Origin of the sequence: Acetobacter senegalensis (genome assembly GCF_001580995.1) — a bacterium.
In the GTDB taxonomy this organism is placed as follows: Bacteria; Pseudomonadota; Alphaproteobacteria; order Acetobacterales; family Acetobacteraceae; genus Acetobacter; species Acetobacter senegalensis.
In genome coordinates, this window is sequence record NZ_LHZU01000086.1 from 1 (window position 1) to 18,811 (window position 18,811).

The 18,811-nt window shown below is 56.5% G+C and carries 18 protein-coding genes, 2 tRNA genes and 1 pseudogene; 8 read left to right on the forward strand and 13 right to left on the reverse strand.

From position 1 onward, the window contains the following. A pseudogene (locus tag AD948_RS18330) lies at positions 1–207 on the forward strand (oxidoreductase); the annotation flags it as partial. A 199-nt stretch (positions 208–406) separates the two neighbouring features. Here AD948_RS18330 and AD948_RS01905 read toward each other — a convergent pair. Together AD948_RS01905 and argC are read right to left on the reverse strand one after the other, a co-directional pair. After that, positions 407–1,138, reverse strand: a complete 732-nt coding sequence (locus AD948_RS01905; RefSeq protein WP_006560102.1) for an SDR family NAD(P)-dependent oxidoreductase — start codon at positions 1,136–1,138, stop codon at positions 407–409. 42 nt (positions 1,139–1,180) lie between these two features. Further along, on the reverse strand, positions 1,181–2,092 hold the full coding sequence (gene argC / locus AD948_RS01910; protein ID WP_058987906.1) for an N-acetyl-gamma-glutamyl-phosphate reductase: 912 nt from the start codon (positions 2,090–2,092) through the stop codon (positions 1,181–1,183). 270 nt (positions 2,093–2,362) lie between these two features. Between argC and mazG the strand changes: the two genes are divergently transcribed. Beyond that, the gene (mazG, locus tag AD948_RS01915; protein ID WP_061470431.1) at positions 2,363–3,322 is read left to right on the forward strand and encodes a nucleoside triphosphate pyrophosphohydrolase; all 960 of its coding nucleotides are present in this window, start codon (positions 2,363–2,365) and stop codon (positions 3,320–3,322) included. A gap of 360 nt (positions 3,323–3,682) precedes the next feature. On the opposite strand, the gene AD948_RS01925 is transcribed toward mazG, so the two are convergent. The 5 genes from AD948_RS01925 to AD948_RS18600 form a co-directional block, all read right to left on the reverse strand. Further along, positions 3,683–4,918 (reverse strand): MFS transporter, encoded by a 1,236-nt coding sequence (locus tag AD948_RS01925; protein ID WP_061470433.1) that lies wholly within the window; start codon positions 4,916–4,918, stop codon positions 3,683–3,685. Positions 4,919–4,949: 31 nt separating this feature from the next. Further along, the gene (locus AD948_RS01930) at positions 4,950–5,348 is read right to left on the reverse strand and encodes a GlcG/HbpS family heme-binding protein (protein ID WP_058987909.1); all 399 of its coding nucleotides are present in this window, start codon (positions 5,346–5,348) and stop codon (positions 4,950–4,952) included. 85 nt (positions 5,349–5,433) lie between these two features. Continuing rightward, a complete protein-coding gene (locus tag AD948_RS01935; RefSeq protein ID WP_061470434.1) occupies positions 5,434–6,171 on the reverse strand; it encodes an IclR family transcriptional regulator in 738 nt (245 codons plus the stop codon). Positions 6,172–6,281: 110 nt separating this feature from the next. Then, positions 6,282–8,159: a molecular chaperone HtpG gene (gene htpG / locus AD948_RS01940; RefSeq protein ID WP_061470435.1), complete on the reverse strand. Its 1,878-nt coding sequence runs from the start codon at positions 8,157–8,159 to the stop codon at positions 6,282–6,284. A gap of 169 nt (positions 8,160–8,328) precedes the next feature. Further along, entirely contained in the window at positions 8,329–8,703 is a 375-nt protein-coding gene (locus tag AD948_RS18600; protein WP_050942400.1) for a putative hemolysin, read from the reverse strand. Between the two features lie 144 nt (positions 8,704–8,847). On the opposite strand from AD948_RS18600, the gene AD948_RS01950 reads away from it, so the two are divergent. Next, positions 8,848–9,756: a glycosyltransferase family 2 protein gene (locus tag AD948_RS01950; protein WP_061470436.1), complete on the forward strand. Its 909-nt coding sequence runs from the start codon at positions 8,848–8,850 to the stop codon at positions 9,754–9,756. A gap of 13 nt (positions 9,757–9,769) precedes the next feature. On the opposite strand, the gene AD948_RS01955 is transcribed toward AD948_RS01950, so the two are convergent. Further along, on the reverse strand, positions 9,770–10,693 hold the full coding sequence (locus tag AD948_RS01955) for an N-formylglutamate amidohydrolase (protein WP_061470437.1): 924 nt from the start codon (positions 10,691–10,693) through the stop codon (positions 9,770–9,772). Positions 10,694–10,758: 65 nt separating this feature from the next. On the opposite strand from AD948_RS01955, the gene AD948_RS01960 reads away from it, so the two are divergent. Continuing rightward, positions 10,759–10,833, forward strand: a tRNA-Val gene (locus AD948_RS01960). Between the two features lie 549 nt (positions 10,834–11,382). On the opposite strand, the gene AD948_RS01965 is transcribed toward AD948_RS01960, so the two are convergent. The 5 genes from AD948_RS01965 to ruvX all read right to left on the reverse strand — a co-directional run bounded on the left by AD948_RS01965 (position 11,383) and on the right by ruvX (position 14,684). Continuing rightward, entirely contained in the window at positions 11,383–11,853 is a 471-nt protein-coding gene (locus AD948_RS01965; RefSeq protein WP_035382084.1) for a hypothetical protein, read from the reverse strand. 193 nt (positions 11,854–12,046) lie between these two features. Further along, complete coding sequence (locus AD948_RS01970; protein WP_058987973.1) at positions 12,047–12,643, reverse strand: acetate uptake transporter; 597 nt, start codon at positions 12,641–12,643, stop codon at positions 12,047–12,049. A 242-nt stretch (positions 12,644–12,885) separates the two neighbouring features. Further along, positions 12,886–13,077, reverse strand: a complete 192-nt coding sequence (locus tag AD948_RS01975; RefSeq protein ID WP_006559902.1) for a hypothetical protein — start codon at positions 13,075–13,077, stop codon at positions 12,886–12,888. Positions 13,078–13,488: 411 nt separating this feature from the next. Further along, complete coding sequence (locus AD948_RS01980; protein ID WP_211264416.1) at positions 13,489–14,103, reverse strand: endoglucanase; 615 nt, start codon at positions 14,101–14,103, stop codon at positions 13,489–13,491. Between the two features lie 104 nt (positions 14,104–14,207). Beyond that, positions 14,208–14,684 (reverse strand): Holliday junction resolvase RuvX, encoded by a 477-nt coding sequence (gene ruvX, locus AD948_RS01985; RefSeq protein ID WP_061470438.1) that lies wholly within the window; start codon positions 14,682–14,684, stop codon positions 14,208–14,210. Positions 14,685–14,762: 78 nt separating this feature from the next. On the opposite strand from ruvX, the gene gatC reads away from it, so the two are divergent. The 4 genes from gatC to AD948_RS02005 all read left to right on the forward strand — a co-directional run bounded on the left by gatC (position 14,763) and on the right by AD948_RS02005 (position 18,197). Next, positions 14,763–15,050, forward strand: coding sequence for an Asp-tRNA(Asn)/Glu-tRNA(Gln) amidotransferase subunit GatC (gene gatC / locus AD948_RS01990; protein ID WP_006559089.1), 288 nt, complete (start codon positions 14,763–14,765; stop codon positions 15,048–15,050). Position 15,051: 1 nt separating this feature from the next. Beyond that, entirely contained in the window at positions 15,052–16,539 is a 1,488-nt protein-coding gene (gatA, locus tag AD948_RS01995) for an Asp-tRNA(Asn)/Glu-tRNA(Gln) amidotransferase subunit GatA (protein WP_061470439.1), read from the forward strand. Further along, positions 16,536–17,990 (forward strand): Asp-tRNA(Asn)/Glu-tRNA(Gln) amidotransferase subunit GatB, encoded by a 1,455-nt coding sequence (gene gatB / locus AD948_RS02000; protein WP_006559087.1) that lies wholly within the window; start codon positions 16,536–16,538, stop codon positions 17,988–17,990. The genes gatA and gatB overlap by 4 nt, the downstream gene beginning before the upstream one ends. Before the next feature lie 115 nt (positions 17,991–18,105). Then, a tRNA-Ser gene (locus AD948_RS02005) sits at positions 18,106–18,197 on the forward strand. Positions 18,198–18,811 lie beyond the last annotated feature (614 nt).

Genomic DNA, 18,811 nt, shown 5'->3' on the forward strand with positions numbered 1-18,811 from the left:
CTGCGCGGTGTCACGCTGGTGGGGATTGAAAGCGTAAACTGCCCCAATGCGGAACGCCGTGCGGCCTGGAGCGCCTTGGCTGAGCTTGTGGATCAGGACTTACTGGAGGAGATGACCTCTGAAATTCCGTTCTCAGAGGTTGTGCCCACGGCCGAGCGATTGCTGGCTGGCAAAGTGAGGGGACGGGTGGTTGTAAAAACCCCCTGAAAGTATCGCCGGAAACCGGGATGCTTCGAGCATAACCGGCTGACAAAAGAAAAACCCTGCATCTTGGGTAAAGATGCAGGGTGATCCAGCCGCAGACCCAATGGTGGAGGGGCTGAAAGCCTTGCTCACCATGTTCAAGGCTTCTCCGCCGCTCTGCCTTTTCTTCAGGCGGGGCAGAGTGACGGAGAGGCGGTTTGCCTCAGGCTTCCAGACCACCGTCCACAGGCAGGGCGGCACCCGTGATGTAACCGGCCTTCGGGCTGGCAAGGAAAGAGACCATGTTGGCGATATCGTCCACGGTGCCGTAAGCGCCAGTGGCGACAAAGCTGCTGATCACCTTTGCCCCTTCTCCGGTGGCCGGGTTAAGATCTGTATCAATGGGGCCGGGTTCCACCACGTTTACGGTAATGCCTTTTGGCCCAAGATCACGCGCAACACCCTGCGTAAAGCCACGCAGGGCCGCCTTGGTGGCTGCGTAAAGCGAAATTCCGGGGAAGGGTGCGCGTGCGCCAAAAGCGGACCCGATAAAGATCAGGCGGCCACCTTTTTTCATGTGTTTCACGGCTTCGGCCGTTTCCACCATAACGCCACGCACGTTCAGGTTCAGCACCTGTTCTATCTGTTCCACGCTCATTTCATCAATGGGGCCGTAGGGGTAGATGCCCGCGTTGCACACCAGTGTGTCCAGCCGGCCAAATTCCTTCACCGTTTCAGCAATAACGGCCTTGTTGCCAGCAACCGAGCTACCATCTGCCTTGACTGCCAGCGCCTTACGGCCAAGGGCGCGCACCTTATCGGCGGTTTCTTCCGCAGCCTGAGCGTTGCGGGCGTACGACAGCACAATATCAAAACCGTCTTTTGCAAGCTGTTCTACAATGGCCGCACCAATACCGCGGCTACCACCTGTTACAATAGCGACAGGGTTTGTCATGTCAGTCTCCTTAAATGTCTAAAAATGCTAGGAAGGATCTTTTTAAAGCCCCAGCATCAGGGCAATGTTCTGCAGGGCCGCGCCAGAGGCCCCCTTGCCCAGATTATCCAGCCGGGCCGTCAACACGGCCTGCCTGTTATGGGTGCTGGCATGCACGCGCAGTTCCATTTTGTCACTTCCGGCCAGCGCTTCGGCTGAAAGGGTTGCGTCATGCGGCAGCACGTGCACGTTCGCCTGCCCCGCATAACGGGTTGCAAGGGCCGTGTGCAGGTCTTCGCCAGTCACACCTCCGTTAAGATCATCCAGATGCAGCGGGATGGATACAATCATGCCGCGTGGAAAGTGGCCAACGGAGGGAACAAAAACCGGCCGCCGTTCCAGCCCGGCGTGCAGGTGAATTTCGGGCACATGTTTGTGCTCAAGGCCCAGCCCGTACAATTCAAAAGCCGGACCACCATCGCGTTCATGCGCTTCAATCATGGTGCGGCCCCCCCCCGAATAACCACTGACGGCATTGATGCACACAGGGTAGCGGGCATCCAGAATACCAGCGTCAATCAGGGGGCGAAGCAGCGCAATGGCACCCGTTGGGTAGCAGCCGGGGTTGGAAACCCGTGGTGCGCCCGTAATGGCAGCAGCCTGTGCTGCGGAAAGTTCGGGAAAGCCATATACCCAGCCCGGTGCCGTGCGGAAAGCTGTGCTTGCGTCCAGAATACGGGGGGCGTTCTCTCCCAGTGTATCCGCCATTTCCACGGCCTCGCGGGAGGCCGCGTCTGGCAGGCACAGCACAACCACATCTGCCGCGGCCATGGCCTCCTTGCGGGCCGCGGGGTCCTTGCGGCGGGCGTGGTCAATGGAATGCAGCGTAACAGGCAGGGCAGACAGGCGCTCCCGAATGCCAAGGCCTGTGGTGCCAGCTTCACCATCAATAAAAACAACGGGGTGCTGTGTCATACCTTTTCTCCTTTGCAGAGCGGGGGGCTCTGTGCCGGTTGGGGCTGTTCCGCTGGTTGCGGTTGTTGCGTGTGTCTTCTACCGCATATACGGGGGAATAGTCGGCAGGTAAAAGGGGGCAGTTTCCAAAACCGTTTCCTGCACACCTGTTCTGCAAAGGCCGGTATGGGGCAAAGACCCATTAGGGGAGAAACAGGCGGAGGGTGGCACCGTGTTTCCGCCCCCCAATGGCCGCAGTGTTGAAAAAGTCTGGAGCGAGGGCAGATACATATGGTTTCACAGCATCATGAAGGCTCCGTGGCAGGGGCTGATAGCGTCTGCTCTTCAACCATGACGGATGAAACCGGGAACAACGTCGCGCGGGAGATCACGCGTCTTGCTGCGTTGATGGCGCGCCTGCGTGACCCAAAGGAAGGTTGCCCGTGGGATCAGGAGCAGACGCATGAAACCATAGCGCCTTACGCCATTGAAGAAGCCTATGAGGTGCTTGACGCCATTACTCGCAAGGATTGGCAGGCCTTTCCCGATGAGTTGGGAGATCTGCTGTTGCAGGTGGTGTATCAGGCTCAGTTGGCACAGGAAGCAGGGCAGTTTGATCTGGCGACCGTTGCACGGATGGTAACAGAGAAAATGATCCGCCGGCACCCGCATGTCACGTTTGGCCCTGATATATTGGGAGACTGTGCACAGCAAGAGAATGACGCCGCGCAGGATGATACAAGCCCGCAGGCAGGTCAGTCACAGGTGCGCGGCAAGGTTTCAGCTGCGGTGCCGGGCCAGTGGGAGAAGCTGAAGGAACAGGAACGCAGGGCTGGTGCTGCTCCGGGCAAACGGCCCGGTGCGTTGGCCGGTGTGCCGCCGCAGTTGCCCGCTTTGATCCGTGCTTCCAAAATTGCGTCTCGTGCTGCACGGGTGGGGTTCGACTGGCCTGAGGTCGAGGGTGTGGTGGCCAAGGTCCATGAAGAAATGGACGAATTTGCCGTGGAAATGGCGGCGGGTGACAAAGCCCGCATGCAGGACGAACTGGGAGATGTACTGTTCTCTCTGGCAAGTCTGGCCCGCAGGCTGGATCTGGACCCGGAAGCATGCCTGCGGCAGGCATGTGACAAATTCACCCGTCGTTTTGAAGGTGTAGAAGCGCGCCTGGCGGAAGAAGGCCTGTCCATGCAGGATCAGACGGTGGAAAAACTTGATGCCATCTGGAACGAAGTCAAGCGAACAGAAAAATGAAGGGTTTGTGCCCGGCTCTCCATCGCCGTCATCAGTGGACGATACGCCCCGCGCATGATGCAGAAAGTGATATGTGATTATCAGGTGGAGGGTTCTAAAACCCCTATTTTTGATTTTTCTAATGGCTGCAATATCAATGGGTTACGATTTTTACACAGGCGGAAAAAAGAGGGTTTTTAGAACCCTCTCGGTTGCCGGGCGCGTTTTAGCAAATTTCCGATTGGAAACAGGCTCCCAAAGCGTCCGTATAAGAGGCGGGGCGCTTTGGGATAATGGGCAGCACGTTTTTATCTCGATCAAGTGAACCTGTAAGAGCACCCTTCCATAACCAGAGGTAGGGTGTCTCTTCTCTCAGCCTGCTCAGGTAATGGGGCCGCGTATTTCCGTCAGTCCACTCTTTTTCAGCAGCACTATGGCAAGAAGGTAAACCAGCAGCCCACCGACGGAGAGGAGCGCTCCCCCTACGCCAAGAGCACCATATCCGTAGTGGTTGGCCAGAAGCACACTGCCCAGTGATGCCCCCAGTGCGTTGGCGATGTTGAAGGCGGAGTGGTTGAGGGAGGCGGCAAGAGTCTGGGCGTCTCCGGCAAAATCCATCAGGCGGGTTTGCAGGGCCGGCCCCAGACCGTTGACAAAGGTTGGCACCAGAAACACGTCCATCATCAGGCCTGCCGTGCTGTGCAGGACAACGGGAAACACCAGCATGGCCAGAGCGCTGCCAGAAAGGGCCAGAATGGCCGCCAGATCCAGATTGCGGTCAACCAGCCATGCGCCAGCATTGGCTCCCGCCAGCATGCCAAGCCCCCAGACAACCATGAACACCATGATCTCCCACTCCGGCACCAGCGTGACATTCTGCAAAACACTGGTCAGATAGGTGTAGATGGCGAACATACCACCAAACCCCACAGCCGCAGTCAGCAGAGTGAGCAGCACCTGTGTATTGCCAATGGCAGTGACTTCCCGCAAAGGCGAATTGGAGCGGTTGGGCCGGTCTGCCGGGATATAGCGCCAGACGCCCAGAAAGGTCAGGAAGCCGAACAGCCCGATAATCAGATAGGCAATGCGCCAGCCAAAATGGTCTGCGGCGAATGTGGAAAAAGGTGCGCCCACCAAGGTGGAGATGGCAATGCCAGACAGCACGCGCCCAACCGCCCAGCCTCGGCGGGAGCGTTCCACCATGGAGGCGGCGACCAACGCCGAAATACCAAACAGGGCACCATGGGGCAGCCCGGTGATAAAGCGGGCGACTTCCACCAGCCCCGGCGAGGGCATGGCGATGCTGAGGAAATTGCCAAAGCAGAACAGCAACAGCAGGCTGAGCAGCAGTTCCCGCCGGGACAGACGCGCCCCCAGAATGGTGATGAGAGGCGCACCAATCACAACCCCCAGCGCATAGGCGGTAATGGCATGGCCTGCATCGGCATCAGAAAGACCAAGTGAAGCGGCAAATTCAGGCAACATGCCCATAATGGCGAATTCGCCAGTGCCGACAACAAAGGTGCCAAAGGTAAGGGTAAGGAGGGCAGCCGTTCTGCCCCGCGGGGGCACGACCAGGGGAACACTGTTTTCAGGCAGCACGGTTTCTGTTGTCATAAACGGGTCTCGGATTAAAAAAGGGCTGTCGTCAGGTGGTCAGGGCGCTGGCTGCCTTGCGCGCTATGGCAATATCATCTTCCGTGCTGGCACCAGAAACACCAATTGCGCCCACAACAGCACCATCGGCTGTTTTCAGAACAAGACCGCCACCAAAACTGGTCAGGCCGCCATTGGTGTTTTCCAAAGAGTAGGCATGGCCATCCGGGTGAGCAATGCGGCCAAAATCTGCACTGTCCATGTGAAACAGCACGGCCGTACGGGCTTTTTTGTTGCACACATCAATGGAGCCAAGTGGTGTACCCTCCATCCGGGCAAAAGCGACAGGCCAGGCGGCTGCATCTACAATCGAGACACAAACCTGCACGCCCATCCGCTGCGCCTCGGCGAGTGCGGTATTCAGCATGGCAGTGGCGCAGGAAAGTTTCATGGGGCTGATCTTTGTTCTCTAAGAAAAAGGCGCAGATTAGCTATGATGGTGAGAGTGGGAATACATAACGTCATCAAATCTTTCTTTATTCAACATTGCTGAACGGCACGGTTTCCACTTCTTTCATCATCATCCAGGCCAACCGGACCAGCCGCGCGCGGGGCAGGTGGTCTTCTGTGCCGGTAAGGCAGATACTGGCCCGGACCTCTCCCTTCTCCCGCCAGGGAATGGCAACCCCATGCGTGCCGGGGCGGTACCCCCCAAGGTCCAGCGCGTACCCTCTGGTGCGTACGGTCTCAATTCTTGCAAGAATATCGTCATTTGTTTGGGGTGTGCGGGTTGTGAGAACGCGTTTGCCCAAGCCCGGAACAAAGGCCAGAAAAATCAGCCCCACTGCGGACCCTTCCAGTTTTTCCCGCTGCTGAACACCTGAAGAAACAGGGTCAGGCTGGCCGGGTGCGGGCAGAATATCCAGATAGGTGGCTTCATCTCCGCTGGGCACGGCAAGCCAGACCGTAGCGTTGCTCTTGTGGGCAATGGTTTCCAGAACGGGGCGCAGGCGGCGGCGCAGAGTGTTGTCATCTCCGGCAATGCGGGCCAGATTCAGAATGCGGCCTCCCAGATGATAGCGCACATCACCGGGCCGTCGCTGCACATAGCCCAGATGGGCCAGCGTTTGCAGAATGTTATGGGCCGTGGTTTTTCCTATTCCTGCAATGGCGGCAATCTGTTGCAGGCGTGCGCCTCCGCCTTCCTGTGCAATAATTTCCAGAATGGCAGCGGAACGCTCAATGGACTGGATGAGCTTTGGCGGCGCGCCCATTGCAGCAGGTCTCCTGACAGGGAAGGGGGTATCTGTTCTCCTTACACCATAAAAAAAGCGCCCGGGCATTACCCGGACGCTTCTTGAACGTGAGAAAAACGGTGTGAAGGTCAGGCGGGTTCAGCGTCCTTTGCGGGAGCGGAGCCTGCCAGATAATCCATCAGCCTGCGGGAGAACGCATTGACATCCTTGGGGGGCTCTCCGCTCTGAATACTGGCGACATCCAACAGGATGTGGGCCAGATCCGTTATGGGCTCACCCGCTTTTACCTTCTCCGCCAGATTATGAACAACCGGGTGGGCCGGGTTCAGTTCCAGCACCGGTGTTACTGCCGGAAGAGATTGTCCGCTCCGCTGCATCAGCTTTTGCAGTTGCAGGTCCGGGCCGCCTTCCGGCGCAGTCAGCACCATGGCGCTGTTGACCAGCCGATCTGTGGCGCGCACGTCTGATACCGCATCGCCCAGTGCTGTTTTCAGTGCGGGCAAAAGGGTGTCCATATCGGCTTTTTCGGCGCTTGTTTCTTCAGGTGCGCCAAATTTTTCCAGATCATTCTGGCCCTGCGCCACGTTACGCAGTGCTTTGCCTTCATAGCTGGACAAACGGTCCGGCCAGAAGGAATCAACCGGGTCAGACAGCAGCAGAACTTCCACGCCACGCGCCTTGAAGCCTTCAATCTGCGGAGAAGCTGCCAATGTTTCCGCGTTATCGCCAGTCAGGTAATAAATGGCGTCCTGTTCCGGCTTCATGCGGCTGATATAATCATCAAGAGAGGTAAGCCCCTCCACCGCGCTGGAACGGAACCGGCTGATGCCTGCAACTTCTGTACGGTGTGCGGCATCGTCCCACATGCCTTCCTTCAGCACAGGGCCAAAGTTTTCCCAGAAGGTGGCGTAGGCTTCAGCATCTTTGGCGCGGGTTTTCAGTTCACCCATCACCTTGCTGGTCACAGCCTTGCGAATGCGCGCCAGAACAGGGGTGGCCTGTAGCATTTCACGCGAGACATTCAGGGGCAGGTCTTCCGTATCCACCACACCCTGCACAAAGCGCAGCCATGGGGGCAGGATATCGGCTTCATCTGTAATGAACATCCGGCGCACATGCAGCTTTACGCGGCTCTCGCGCGTCTGCTCGGCAAATTCAAAGGGACGGCTACCGGGAATAAACAGCAGGGCTGAAAATTCAAGCGTGCCTTCCGCGCGCCAGTGCAGCGTGTCCCACGGTGTATCAAAATTGTGGGTGATATGGCGGTAGAACTCGTTCAGTTGTTCTTCCGTTACTTCATTTTTGGGCTTGCGCCACAGGGCTGTGCCCTCATTGGCGGCTTCTTCCTTGCCGTCGCGAACAATGGAAACCGGCCATGCAATATGGTCAGACCATTTGCGGATAATGGCCTGCAAGCGCCAGCTATCCAGAAACTCGTCCGCATCGGTCTTGATGTGCAGGGTAATGTCGGTGCCCGCTTTTTCGCGCGTGGCAGGTTCAAGCGTGTAGGACCCCTTGCCGTCTGATGTCCAGCGCCAGGCTTCATTAGATCCCGCCCGGCGGGAGACTACATCTACCTTGTCTGCCACCATGAATGCGGCGTAGAAGCCCACGCCAAACTGGCCAATCAGGTTGGGGCGATCTTCCGGTTTTGCGTCCTGAAGCTGTTTGCCAAACGCGCGGGTGCCAGAGCGGGCAATGGTGCCAAGGTTGGAAACAAGCTCTTCCCGGCTCATGCCGGTGCCATCATCGCTGATGGTCAGAAGGCGGGCGTCCTTATCCGGGTTGATACGGATTTTGGCGTCTTCCGGCAGGGCGCGTGCGCCGTCGGTCAGGGCTTCAAAACGTCGGCGGTCCGTGGCGTCAGCCGCGTTGGCCACCAGTTCACGCAGGAAGATTTCCCGTTCGGAATACAGGGAATGAACAACCAGATCGAGAAGCCGCCCGACTTCGGCGCTGAATTCCCGTGTTTCGCTGCCTGTTGCAGCCTTGGCTGTATCTGTCATCAGTCGTGGTCCTCGCAAATTTGCGTCGTCTGTTGCGTCACAAGCACGGCACTCTTCACCCGCAGGCCAAAGACTACCGCCTTCTGCATATGCTCAGGCGCTGTTTGCACAGCGCTCTAGGGAGATGTGATGAAAGGAAAACGTTTTCAATAGGTTCCGAGCCCGAAGGTTACGAATTTTTCAGAGACTCGGCACTGCATTTTCCTGTGCGGAAGAAGGACCATTCCTCACACATGCGGCCATCGGGCATGTGACAGATGCCATAAGCTCCTTTTGTTCCCTGCCGGATTTCAAGCGTGCCACCGGCCTTCTGGCAATGGACGGAGGCAGGGTTGGCCATGCCAATTACCGGCGTGCGGGATTTGACCTCGGGGCTGACAGCCTGTGCTGCCTGTGATGGTGCTGAGGTGTTGGTCTGCTCGGTCGGGGTTGCCGTGGCGGGCGAGGGTGTCTGGCAGGCAGCCAGAGCAGAAAGGCATAGCCCCAGTGCGGCCCCGGTGCGAAGGCGGGAGAGGAACGAACCGGAAAACAAAGGGTGTCTCATGAAAGAACAATTCCTGAAATGGATGACTTTACCCTTCCTCTGTCGCACGCGTCAGCCGCCTGCGGAAGACGCTGGTGATGAAAGGTGGCGCCGGAAACAAAACCGAGAGAGAATGACAGAACGGTCTGAAAGGAGTTTCGTTCAGTGTGGCGTGCAGTCAAGTCAGTCCTTCAGGGCCTGGGTCAGCGGTTTTCCGGGAGAGGGCAGTCGTCCCGTTCTGCCAAGGCAGGGGAGGCGCATCAGGAAGGTCGGAAGAGTCTGGCAGTCTTCACCATGGTCTATAATGAGCATGAGATGCTGCCAGTATGGGCGCGCCATTATGTCAGGCAGGCGGGGGCGGGGAATGTGTATGTGCTGGATCATGGCAGCGATCATCTTCCTGATCTGCCGGGGTGCCAGATCATCACATTGCCAAGAGATGAACTGGATGAAATAGACCGTGCTGCTCAGGTGGCTGCATTTCAGAAGACCCTTCTTGAGAGCTACAAATTTGTTCTTTTTACAGACTGTGATGAACTTCTGGTGGCGCGCCCGTCTCACTATCTGTCCTTGCAGGATTATGTGGCGCACACCCCTCATAAAACCATCCGGTGCGTGGGGGTGGATGTCATGCAGCAGGAAGCCGGTTTGCCCCCTGTGCAGTGGGAGGCACCAATTCTGGCGCAGCGTCCTTATGGGGCCGTGCGGTCATGGTCTTGCAAAACGTTGCTGTCTTCCGTGCCGTTGGCGTGGAATCCGGGGTTCCATACCTGTCAGCAGCCGAGCGTGCTGGATACGGATTTATGGATGTTTCATCTGAAATACGCAGATCAGACCCATATGCTGGAGCGTCTGGCATTGACCCGGCAGTTGAAATGGAGCGCACGGGCCCTTCAAACGGGGCATGGTGGCTCACATCGGGTTTCCAATCGCAGCATGATCCGTTTCTTGGAAGGGTTTCAGGGCAAACGGCAGGAGATCGATCTGGACAGTCTGGATCTACGCGCACTTGTTGAAACCGGAACGGAAAGTGCGCTGCATCGTATTCCGTCAGTTTTCCTCAAATCTGTTTAAAATAAAGAAGGGTTTATGTCATCGTTCGGTGGGAAAGGCTTTGCAGAAGCTGTGCCGTAAGGGTGGTCAATGTGTGTTGAAGGGTTTCAAAGCCCTGGTTTTTCGTACGTGTTGCTTCGTCCATATACAGACCGCGCCGGATTTCTATTTGCAAGGCATGCAGCCCTTCACGCGGGCGTCCATAATGGCGGGTGATGTACCCTCCTGCATACGGGTTGTTGCGTGTGGTTTTGTAGCCAAGGTTTGTAAGCGTATCTTCCGCCGTAGTCACAAAGCAGCTGTCGCAGCTTGTGCCGTGGCCATCTCCCAACACAAAATCGGGTGATCCTGCTTCAGGCGCATCCGGCATGGAGTGTAGGTCCAGTAACAGGCAAATGCCATGCCGGGCGTGGGTCAGGCGCAGAGTTTCCGCCAGAGTGGCGTGATAAGGCATCCAGTAGTCACGGATGCGCAAAGCCGCTTCCATGAACGGGATGCGGGTGTGATAGATTGGGCGGTTATCAGCCACAATACGCGGAATGGAACCCAACCCGGAGAGTCCCCGATGTGTGGCTTTGACAAAGCTGGGCACGGGGCCGTCAAACATGCGCGGATCAAGATCCCACGCGGCCCGGTTCACATCACAAAACGCACGGGGGAAGGTGGCGGATAACAGAACAGGCCCCAGCGCATGGGCGCCTGCCGCCAGTTCTTCCACATAACTATCCTCCCCACTGCGCAGACGATGGAGCGGCTGACGGCTATTTTGCACAAAGGCTTCCGGGTAAAAACAGCCGGAATGGGGCGAGGCCAGCACCAGCGGCGTTTCCACAGCGCCCGAAACCAGCACAGGCGGCGGCGCGGCAACCTGGTCCGTTTCTGGGTGAGACGTGCCCTCACCGCCAGGAAAAACGCGATTCAGGCCACGTCGGATAAGCGTGTGGGCAATATTTTTCATTCGGGTATCATTGTGGGCTTGCGCTTTGAACGCAAGAAGGATAGAACGCGCCCACGGTTAAGGATGGGCGCATAGCTCAGCGGTAGAGCACTACCTTGACATGGTAGGGGTCACAGGTTCAATCCCTGTTGCGCCCACCATCTTTGACCGGCTGAAAACAGCCATTTCTGGTGTTTTCTTTTCCCATCGTCATTATCGGCTTCATAGTGTCTGGCACCATGAAATGGGCCCGAGAGGCTACGGAATCCGTGCCAAAGCCGTGCCGTTGTGGTAGTCTTATCATGCCTAACGTCCCACCTTATACGGGACCACGTATCTTCTCTGCACAACAGGCAGCGCTACACATTGCTGCTCATCCGCTCCCTTTGACAGTTGGTTTCTAGACTTTCTGTCGAGGTGTTGCGTGCGATCCGTAGTGTAACGTTACGCGTCGATGCACAATTATTCGCGGAATTATGCACAAACTGGTTAGAAGCTGGTTACAGCTTTTCTTGTCCAAGGATTAAGCGGTAATCCGATTTATCACCAGTCGATAATGCTTTCTCGGTACGCCACGGCCCTCTGCTTTGCGTAAGCTGTTTTTGTCTTGGTATTGCGCCAGATCTGCTGCCAGCTCAGTGCCGCTTTGTGTTCCCAAGGGGGTAGAGGTTTCTTCGGGGCCCAAAAGTTTTATGGAGGAAGGAAGGGTCTCAGTCTTCCAGTTGCTCTTTCTTCTTTTCGCCTTCAGCCTGAACGCTCAGTTTGAGATAGATGCCCAGAGAGAAAACCATGAGCGTGGCAACAATCAGCAGGGAAGCGGGGTAAATAACCGTGGCGGGACCATCGCCTCGTGTCTCGAAAATCCCTACCAGTCCTTCTACAAACACCGCGATAATAATGCTGGTGATAAATTTGGTGAGGCTGACGCGGGCTTCTGCCAGAGTATGCTTGCCGCGTGAAAGAATGACTTCCTCTTCCATAAAATATTTGGCTACGTCAAATACAGCCAAAGCAATCACCACATAACTGATGGCATGTACCACGGCGGTCTGGGCTGTCTGCCAGGAATGACTGAAGAGCTGTTTTATAAGGTCGGAAATGCCAAAGCCCACCAGAAGGACTGCCAGAACCATAAGCAGAACACTGGCGGCTCCAAACGTTATACGGGCAAGAGCATGCATGCCGGGCCTTTTTCCTTTCTCACGCAAAATCATGATTGGCTAAGACAAGGAAAAACGTTTGGTTTGCCGAAGGGGTTCCCACCCGTATTGGGCGGAGCCGGTATGCGCCGAAGGGAAAACGGGCGTGGGGCGTTCCTGTAAAAACGCATTGCTCCGGCAGGAGCAATGCGTCGTTTTAAGTGGCCTGAGTGCCTCAGGCCATCGCAACACGCAGGCGGGGGCCTGCATGGCCTACGGGAAGAACTGCGTAGTGGAACTGGGCTTCCAGAATTTCTGCTGCCGCCAGATACATGGCTGACAAACCGCAGAAAATACCTTCATAACCGGCAATTACGGTCAGGTTGGGTTGGGCAAGCAGATCCCCCAGCCCCAACAGAACAAACAGGACCACAAGCGATGCAAAAATGGTCTGGTGTGCTCGGGTGGCGCGCAGCGTGCCGAGGAACATCACAAAGGTAAAAAGCCCCCATACCAGCAGGTAGCTACCCATCAGGCTGGGGTCAGTTGCAGCAACAATGTTGAGCTTGGGTAGGGCGATCAGCGCCACAAGGGACAGCCAGAAAGCGCCATAGGCCGTAAAGGCGGTTAAACCGAAGGTGTTTCCTTTGAGGAATTCTAAAATGCCCGCAATAATCTGGGCAAAGCCGCCAAACATCAGGCCCATGCCCAGAATGGCGGCGCCCATGGGCACCAGTCCTGCGTTATGCAGATTCAGCAGGACGGTGGTCATGCCAAAACCCATCAGCCCAAGGGGGGCGGGGTTCGCAAGGAGTGTGTCAGATTGTGCCATTGTCAGAACTTCTGTTCTTGTTGTTATGACACGATCATACTGGATGCTGTAGAAAGACTCCGCATGAAATCGTCAGGCGGCAGCGTAACTTTTATTTTATAGAACGCCTGCTCTATTTGGTCGTTATCGCTCTCTGTGTCTTTTTTCCAGAAGAGAAACAGGAGAGAGCCGGAGCGGATGTTTGTATAAAAAACCGTCTGAGGCTGCTCAGTGTCTCAGCCGCCAAAAGGCCGCTATGGGGCTCAGTTCTGGCTATATGCAGGTGTCAGCCGTTCCAGGGAGGACGCGCTTTTGGCACGGGCTGGTCGGGGTGCAGGCAGATCGGTCGGCTGTTCCCAGATATACAGAAGTGTCTGCCGCCATGTTTCCCGAACGGCTTCGCGCCATTTTTCATTGGGGGCAGGGGTGAGGGGCTGCTCGTTAAAACGGGGCATTGTGCTTTCCTGTGCGCTTACGTGCGAGGGCCTTTTAGCCTCTCTTTTCCTCCAACGGTGTGACGTTTCCATGAAACTCTCTTGTCTTTTCGGGAATGAACTGAAAAAGAACTTCCGTCATATTCGTGCCATGGAGATATGAAATTATTGGAAAACAAAAGAAAAAGGAGTGGCTGATGACAGCATTTCAAGACTATTGGATAACTCTGAAAAACGTCTTTTCCCGAAGTTTTTCTGTCTTCTGGCGAAAACTGATCAAAAGACGAGGGAGAAGAAAAGCATGGTTGTGATCTTTAATCCTCTTCCCTTAGGTCCATAGAAAACCCCCACATTCCGTTTGGAAGTGGGGGTTTTCTCTGTTCGGGAGGAAAGAGCGTGCTGCTCTTCCCTCAAACAATGGGGGCGTTTGTTTTATTTGCTGTTGCCAGAAAATGTATTGCTGATGTCCTGTCCAGCTTCCTTGCCCCAGTTGCCAATTTTCTTGCCGGTCCGTTTGCTCCAGTTCTTTGTGGAGTCAGCAGCCTCTTCCGTGCCGTTCTTTGTTTTGTTCCAAGCGTGATTAGTCCCTTCCTTCGTCTTGTCCCAGGCTTCGGAAGTGCCGTTTTTGGTTTTGTCCCATGCCTTTTCGGACCCTTCCTTGGTGCGGTCCCACGTTTTGGCAGTACCCTGCTTTGTCTTGTCCCAAGCTTCGGAAGTGCCGCTTTTGGTTTTATCCCAGGCTTTTTCGGACCCATCCTTGGTGCGGTCCCACGTTTTGGCGGTGCCCTGCTTTGTCTTGTCCCAGGCTTCGGAAGTGCCGTTTTCGGTTTTGTTCCAAGCCTTTTCGGACCCCTCTTTGGTGCGGTCCCATGTTTTGGCGGTACCCTGCTTTGTTTTGTCCCACGCATTGGTGGTGGTGGAGCGGGTGTCGTTCCAGGCGCGGTTGATCGGTCCCTGTTCTTCAGCGTGCGCACCGGGCAGGGAGAGAGTAAACGCCGCGGTGGCAAGCAGGGTCGTTGCGAACGTACGGATCGTCATAAGCGCCATAAAAAATCTCCAAATGCTGTTCGTTCAATCGTATGAAGATGGAAACTGTTTATGGCAAATATGAGAACAGGCTGTGCCAACCCTGTGTCACAGGGCGGGAGCCGTCAAAAAAGAGCAGGCCGGGGCATGCTGTCCAGCGCGGCTTGCAGGATATAGGCGGCTGCCAGTTGGTCCACCACACCTTCCCGTTTTTTGCGTGACAGGTCTGCTTCCTGAATCAGCATCCGGTTTACGGCGGAAGAAGAAAGGCGTTCATCCCACAGACAGACGGGCAGACCGGTCTGATCAGAAAGTGCCATGGCCCAGTCCTTTGCCGCCTGTGCGGCTGGCCCGAACGAGCCATCAAGGGAGAGAGGAATGCCGATCACCATTCCGCCAATGCCGTGCCGGTCGGCCAGCGCGCGGATGTGGGTTGCCATGGCACCCAGTTTGCCGCGTTTTACGGTTTCCAGCGGGGTGGCCACCATGCGCGAGACATCGGAAAGGGCAAGGCCGACCTGCTTGCGGCCGGGATCTATGCCCAGCAGACGGTCATTGCGGGCCAAAGTGGCGGTCAGGTCGGTCAGATTAAGGAGTGCCATGTCTGCACGGTATGTTGCCTTGCGCCCGATTATGCTAGGGCTTTTTTCCCCTAAACAGTCTGAAGAGAGTCTGCTTTCATGTCGCTTGACCTCGCGACCACCCGACGTATTGCGAAACTGGCCCGCATCGGCCTTGAAGATGCTGAGCTTGAATCCGTCCGCCAGAAGCTGGATGGCATTCTGGGCTGGGTTGATCAACTGTCCGAGGTGGATGTTGAGGGCGTGCCCCCCATGGTGGGCACGGAGATGGAAGCCCTGCGCCAACGTGAAGATGTGGTGACAGACGGAAACTGCCGTGAGGCCGTTCTGTCCTGCGCGCCGGAAACATCTGGCCCCTTCTACACTGTACCCAAGGTTGTTGAATAAGATGCTGACCGGACTGACCCTGACCGAAGCGCGTGCAGGCCTTGCCGCCCGCAAATTTTCTGCGCGAGACCTTGCCACGGCGCACATGCAGGCCATTGCGCGCCTGAACCCCAAACTGAACGCCTATATTACCGTTCTGCCGGAAAAAGATGTTCTGGCAGCGGCTGATGCCGCAGATGCCCGTTATGCTGATGGCACAGCCCGCCCCATGGAAGGGCTGCCCATTGGTGTGAAGGATCTGTTCTGCACCAAAGGGGTTAAAACAACCGCTGCCAGCAAGATGCTGGCCGATTTTGTACCGCCGTATGAAAGCAGCGTGACGCAGCGCCTGCTGGATGCCGGATCTGTTTTTGTGGGCAAGACCAACCTGGACGAATTTGCCATGGGGTCGGCCAACATCACATCCGCGTTCGGATCTGTTCTCAATCCGTGGCAGCGGAAAGGGGATGAGGCAACCGCGCTGGTGCCGGGCGGGTCTTCCGGTGGTTCCGCTGCTGCGGTAGCGGCTGGTCTGGCTCTGGCGGCTACGGGCACGGATACGGGGGGCTCAATCCGTCAGCCTGCCGCTTTCTGCGGTATTGTGGGGCTTAAACCTACCTATGGCCGGTGCAGTCGCTGGGGTACCATTGCGTTTGCAAGCTCCCTTGATCAGGCTGGCCCCATGACGCGCAGCGTGGCAGATGCCGGGCTGATGCTGGAAGCCATGGCTGGTTTTGATGAAAAAGACAGCACCAGTTCCAACCGCCCGGTTCCCGCTTTTGCTCAGGCTGTTGGCAAAAGTGTAAAAGGCCTGCGGGTCGGGATTCCGGCAGAATATCGTGCGCCTGGTCTGCCTGCTGAAATTGCCGCCATGTGGGAGCAGGGAATTGCCTGGCTGCGGGATGCCGGGTGCGAGATTGTGGATGTTTCCCTGCCGCACACCAAATATGGGCTTGCCACGTACTACATCATTGCACCTGCTGAGTGTTCATCCAACCTGGCCCGGTATGATGGCATTCGCTTTGGTGCCCGCAAGGACGCCCCCACGCTGGATGGCATCTATGAGCGGACCCGCGCCGAAGGGTTTGGGGAAGAAGTGCGCAACCGTATCCTGATGGGCACCTATGTGCTGTCCGCTGGCTATTATGATGCGTATTACCTCAAGGCCCAGAAAGTGCGCACTCTGATCAAGCGTGACTTTGTGCAGGCTTTTGAACAGGTGGACGTGCTGCTGACCCCAACCGCGCCAAGTGCTGCGTTTGCGCAGGGTGAAAATATGGATGATCCGGTGCAGATGTATCTGAACGACATCTTTACCGTGCCAGCCAGCATGGCCGGTGTGCCTGCGCTGTCCGTGCCCGTGGGGCTGGACGCAAAAGGGCTGCCGTTGGGGCTGCAAATTATTGGTCGGCATTTTGATGAGGAAACCGTGCTGTCTGTTGGCGGCGCGCTTGAGGCTGCTGCGGGCTTTGCCCACACGCCCACCCTGCATGCGGAGGCAGGTGCATGAGCTACGTTATTGAAGGTAAAACCGGAAACTGGGAGATTGTGGTCGGGCTGGAGGTGCATGCCCAGATCATCAGCCAGTCCAAACTGTTTTCCGGCGCGTCCACCAAGTTTGGCGGAGAGCCCAACACGCAGGTCAGTCTGGTCGATGCGGCTTTTCCGGGCATGTTGCCGGTTATTAACAGGGAATGTGTGGCGCAGGCTGTCCGGACGGGTCTGGGCCTGAATGCCCGCATCAATCTGGAAAGCCGGTTTGACCGCAAGAACTACTTCTATGCGGATTTGCCGCAGGGCTACCAGATCAGCCAGTTTGCCCACCCCATTGTTGGGGAAGGCACGATTGAAATTGAACTGGCAGGGGGTGAAACCCGCCAGATCGGCATCACCCGGCTGCATATGGAGCAGGACGCGGGCAAGCTGCTGCATGATCAGGACCCCACCCGTTCCTTTGTGGACCTGAACCGCGCCGGTGTGGCGCTGATGGAAATTGTCAGCGAACCCGATATCCGTGCGCCAGAAGAAGCCGGGGCCTACCTGCGCAAGCTGCGCCAGATTCTGCGTTATCTGGGCACATGTGACGGCAACATGGAAGAAGGCTCCATGCGGGCGGACGTGAACGTGTCTGTTCGGAAAGCGGGTGAGCCGTTCCGTACGCGCTGCGAGATCAAGAACGTCAACTCCATCCGCTTTGTCATGCAGGCCATTGAAGTGGAAGCTGCGCGTCAGGTGGAAATCTGGGAAAATGGCGGCGAGGTCGATCAGGAAACCCGTCTGTTTGATCCCGGCCGTGGGGAAACCCGCACCATGCGCTCCAAGGAAGACGCGCATGATTACCGTTACTTCCCGGACCCTGACCTGCTGCCGCTGGTGATTGAACAGGCATGGGTGGATGGCCTTAAAGCGGCCCTGCCGGAGCTGCCGGACGCCAAGCGCGCCCGTTTCCAGAAAGACTACGGCATTCCGTTTTATGATGCCGGGGTGCTGGTGGCGGAACAGTCCGTGGCGGATTTCTTTGAAACCGTTGCCAAAGGGCGTGATGGCAAGCTGGCGGTGACATGGGTGACGGGAGATCTGTTTGCCGCCCTGAATCGCACCGGGCGCACCATTGAAAACAGTCCTGTCAGCGCGGAAGCGCTTGGCAAGATGCTGGACCTGATTTCCGATGGCACCATCAACGGCAAGATTGCCAAGGATGTGTTTGAAGACATGGTGGAAACGGGGGAAAGCCCGGACGCCATTGTTGAGAAAAAAGGTCTCAAGCAGGTAACGGATACCGGCGTGATTGACGCCGCTGTGGACGCCATCATGGCCAAACATGCGGACAAGGTAGAAGAGTTCCGCTCTGGCAAGGATAAGCTGTTCGGCTTCTTTGTGGGGCAGGTCATGAAAGAAACCAAAGGCAAAGCCAACCCGGCTCTGGTGAACGAGGCTCTGAAAGCCAAACTGAACGGATAAGGGGTGAGGGGATGTAAAAAATCCCCTCAAATAAGCGTTTAGGGGGTTTGACGGAAAGCAAAGAACCTCCTAAAAGCACCAATGCAAACGTCGTGTATCTTTACACTCTTCTTGCGGAGGGGTGGCCGAGTGGCTGAAGGCGACGGTTTGCTAAACCGTTATACGGGTTAAACTGTATCGAGGGTTCGAATCCCTTCCCCTCCGCCAACAACTCCCTGATTTAAGTCACGGCATCCAAGTCTCATAGAATGGGTTTTGTGGGGGCTTTTCTCAGCATCCTCACATGGCATGTGGGGCACTTTGTGAGGCTGCTGCTTCCATACTCCCTTGTTTTTTGCGAGTTGGACGCGCTCCTGTTCCTCTATTGCAGGTAGCCTAGGGAGTTTTGCTCCGTCACCCTAACGCTGCTGTGAACCAGGTGACGAGAGCGACATAGATACCCGCGTATCCGTTGCCCCTGAACGGCTGAATTGGAGCCTGGGGGGAGATGAGCTTAAAAGGCGATGGGATGATCGGAGAAGGCTGTCTCGGCTTTCGCGGTCTGTGTTGATGTGCTGCATGCAATAGGATCAGCGTTGTTAGGAAGATATTCTCCCGTATCGCTATCGCGGGTCACGCCGTCCATACGGTTGCTGAGGGGATGTGCTACGGGAGTTTGAAAAATCAGTCAGGTCGGGTCTGATGAGGCTCGGTGAGGCGGAAAATGTAGGTTTTTTGTTTCTATGGCCCTCTCAAGCCTGCAAATTTGCCTTTTCAGCCTAAAATAACTCTCGTCAGTTTCTGCCACTGCCACTGCCACTGCCACTGCCACTGCCACTGCC